A 2,770-nucleotide genomic window follows, 5' to 3' on the forward strand; every position below is an offset into this window, starting at 1 on the left:
TAATATATATTAAATTACATTTTTTTAAAAGACCTATGCGTTAGCATGTAGTCTATGAAAATTAATATCTAGAAGTTAATGCCTTACAGAAACTATCGGGGCAGTTATATACAGTATCAGCAATAAAACGTTGATGTGTTGCCCTCTTTATCATTGTTTACATGTAACCGTAGATAACGGTTAAGGACTTGACTTGGAGCCTCCGTGGGTATGATCTGTCTTGAAAGGCTGAAGCAGGGTGTTTCAACAGGCAAACCAGCCTATCATACCCACCACTCCAAGTAAAGTCCTATGTTTGTTAACGTTAATAACTATGAATACATTACTGTAGATAATGATTCTACAAAGATAGAAAACTGGCATTTTTGCTATCTTTACTTACGTTGAATACGGTAGAAAATCATACTGTATATAAGGGGGCTTTAGTTTAATTAGGCTAGTAAAATATTACATCAAAAAATGCTCAGAAATCTGAGCGTTTTTACTTGCCGTTTATATTGCCAATTTGCAGGTGAAGTTTATGCTAATTAGAATGTTATTAGCATAAACTTCACCCTATCAACCGAACCCGTTAGTCTTTTCTGCCTCCTTTTCTTTTTGCCTTTTAAATCAAAAAAAGAAGGTAGAGAAATTAATCTCTACCTTCTTTCATACACCTTACTAATAGTTATTTTTATAATAAGTTTATCTATTTGTGTAGGTGACGATGATACCGAAGGTGGGACTCGAACCCACACGCCTCGCGGCATCGCATTTTGAGTGCGACGTGTCTGCCATTCCACCACTTCGGCATGAAAAAATGGATAAAAAAAATCGGCTAAACCGATTACAAAAATTGGAGGCGGCTACCGGATTTGAACCGGTGATAAGGGTGTTGCAGACCCGTGCCTTACCACTTGGCTAAGCCGCCATAAACTTGGAGCGGAAGACGGGGTTCGAACCCGCGACCCCCACCTTGGCAAGGTGGTGTTCTACCACTGAACTACTTCCGCATAGTAAAAATGGCTGGGGTACCAGGATTCGAACCTGGGCATGACGGAATCAAAATCCGCTGCCTTACCGCTTGGCTATACCCCAATAATATGATTAATTAGATCATTATATAACTATTTAAATGGGGCGGCTGATGGGAATCGAACCCACGAATGCCGGAACCACAATCCGGTGCGTTAACCACTTCGCCACAACCGCCATAATAATATATCACTTTATTTAATGGGGCGACTGATGGGAATCGAACCCACGAATGCCGGAACCACAATCCGGTGCGTTAACCACTTCGCCACAATCGCCATAACAATAATTTTTCTTTATAAACGCAAAAAAATTGGCAGGGGCAGTAGGAATCGAACCCACACCAAAGGTTTTGGAGACCTTCGTTCTACCTTTAAACTATGCCCCTATAAAGCTGGTGGAGAGGGACGGATTCGAACCGCCGAACCCGAAGGAGCGGATTTACAGTCCGCCGCGTTTAGCCACTTCGCTACCTCTCCAGATAATGGTGCCGGCGATAGGAGTCGAACCCACGACCTACTGATTACAAGTCAGTTGCTCTACCAACTGAGCTACACCGGCATTATCTTTTCAAGTTGTTAAATAAGAATGGTGGGTCCGGACGGAATCGAACCGCCGACACTTTGAGCTTCAGTCAAATGCTCTACCAACTGAGCTACAGACCCACATGTAAAATTATAAATGGCGGTCCCGACCGGGATCGAACCGGCGATCTCCTGCGTGACAGGCAGGCATGTTAACCGCTACACCACGGGACCATTTGGTTGCGGGGACAGGATTTGAACCTGTGACCTTCGGGTTATGAGCCCGACGAGCTACCGAACTGCTCCACCCCGCGATAATAATATTTACTATAAAATTAATAATTCATTTGACGTATTCAGTATTGCTACCGAACCGTCCCGATTTTGTTAAGCTAATTCAAAATGATTAGCAAAATCGTTACGCTGAAGTTTTGCTCCGAAGCTTATTCGTTCGTGCTCCACCCCGCGATAATAATAATATGAAAATTAGAGTTATGGTGGAGGATGACGGGCTCGAACCGCCGACCCCCTGCTTGTAAGGCAGGTGCTCTCCCAGCTGAGCTAATCCTCCAACTAGTTTTGAAACAAGTATTAATTTAAATGGTGACCCGTACGGGATTCGAACCCGTGTTACCGCCGTGAAAGGGCGGTGTCTTAACCACTTGACCAACGGGCCATAATAAAATTATGGCGGAGAGTAAGGGATTTGAACCCTTGAGACAGTGTTACCCGCCTACACGATTTCCAATCGTGCTCCTTCGGCCTCTCGGACAACTCTCCAAGAAGTAATGGCTCCGAAGGTAGGACTCGAACCTACGACCGATCGGTTAACAGCCGATTGCTCTACCACTGAGCTACTTCGGAATATTCATATATAAGCCTAGCAACGTCCTACTCTCACAGGGGGAAGCCCCCAACTACCATCGGCGCTAAAGAGCTTAACTTCCGTGTTCGGTATGGGAACGGGTGTGACCTCTTTGCCATCATCACTAGACTAAACCGAAAGACAACTATTATTATAACATGTTTGAAAGCTTTTTCAACCATTAATTGATATAAAATTACTTTTAAAACAATTGTTAGAATATTGTTTATTCTTTCAAAACTGGATAAAGACATTGAAAGCGTTCAAGATTGTTTTGGTTAAGTCCTCGATCGATTAGTATTCGTCAGCTCCATGTGTCACCACACTTCCACCTCGAACCTATCTACCTCATCGTCTTTGAGGGATC

16 tRNA genes and 2 rRNA genes are annotated in these 2,770 nt (G+C 43.5%); all 18 read right to left on the bottom strand.

Annotated features, from left to right (window positions below):
- Nucleotides 1-710: 710 nt before the first annotated feature.
- Nucleotides 711-791, bottom strand: a tRNA-Leu gene (locus CRO45_RS19570).
- 45 nt (nt 792-836) lie between these two features.
- Nucleotides 837-910, bottom strand: a tRNA-Cys gene (locus CRO45_RS19575).
- A gap of 7 nt (nt 911-917) precedes the next feature.
- Nucleotides 918-992 (bottom strand) — tRNA-Gly (locus tag CRO45_RS19580).
- Nucleotides 993-1,002: 10 nt separating this feature from the next.
- A tRNA-Gln gene (locus CRO45_RS19585) sits at nt 1,003-1,077 on the bottom strand.
- Nucleotides 1,078-1,115: 38 nt separating this feature from the next.
- Nucleotides 1,116-1,191 (bottom strand) — tRNA-His (locus CRO45_RS19590).
- Nucleotides 1,192-1,216: 25 nt separating this feature from the next.
- A tRNA-His gene (locus CRO45_RS19595) sits at nt 1,217-1,292 on the bottom strand.
- 36 nt (nt 1,293-1,328) lie between these two features.
- Nucleotides 1,329-1,402, bottom strand: a tRNA-Trp gene (locus CRO45_RS19600).
- 7 nt (nt 1,403-1,409) lie between these two features.
- Nucleotides 1,410-1,493: transfer RNA gene (locus tag CRO45_RS19605), tRNA-Tyr, on the bottom strand.
- A 6-nt stretch (nt 1,494-1,499) separates the two neighbouring features.
- Nucleotides 1,500-1,575, bottom strand: a tRNA-Thr gene (locus CRO45_RS19610).
- A 28-nt stretch (nt 1,576-1,603) separates the two neighbouring features.
- Nucleotides 1,604-1,679, bottom strand: a tRNA-Phe gene (locus CRO45_RS19615).
- A gap of 17 nt (nt 1,680-1,696) precedes the next feature.
- Nucleotides 1,697-1,772 (bottom strand) — tRNA-Asp (locus CRO45_RS19620).
- A gap of 3 nt (nt 1,773-1,775) precedes the next feature.
- Nucleotides 1,776-1,852: transfer RNA gene (locus CRO45_RS19625), tRNA-Met, on the bottom strand.
- Between the two features lie 181 nt (nt 1,853-2,033).
- Nucleotides 2,034-2,109 (bottom strand) — tRNA-Val (locus CRO45_RS19630).
- A gap of 30 nt (nt 2,110-2,139) precedes the next feature.
- A tRNA-Glu gene (locus CRO45_RS19635) sits at nt 2,140-2,214 on the bottom strand.
- Nucleotides 2,215-2,226: 12 nt separating this feature from the next.
- Nucleotides 2,227-2,318 (bottom strand) — tRNA-Ser (locus CRO45_RS19640).
- Between the two features lie 9 nt (nt 2,319-2,327).
- Nucleotides 2,328-2,402, bottom strand: a tRNA-Asn gene (locus tag CRO45_RS19645).
- A gap of 14 nt (nt 2,403-2,416) precedes the next feature.
- Nucleotides 2,417-2,532, bottom strand: a 5S ribosomal RNA gene (rrf, locus tag CRO45_RS19650).
- Between the two features lie 145 nt (nt 2,533-2,677).
- A 23S ribosomal RNA gene (locus CRO45_RS19655) occupies nt 2,678-2,770 on the bottom strand; the annotation flags it as partial.

It is taken from the genome of Ureibacillus acetophenoni, from assembly GCF_900220965.1.
Classification (GTDB): Bacteria; Bacillota; Bacilli; order Bacillales_A; family Planococcaceae; genus Ureibacillus; species Ureibacillus acetophenoni.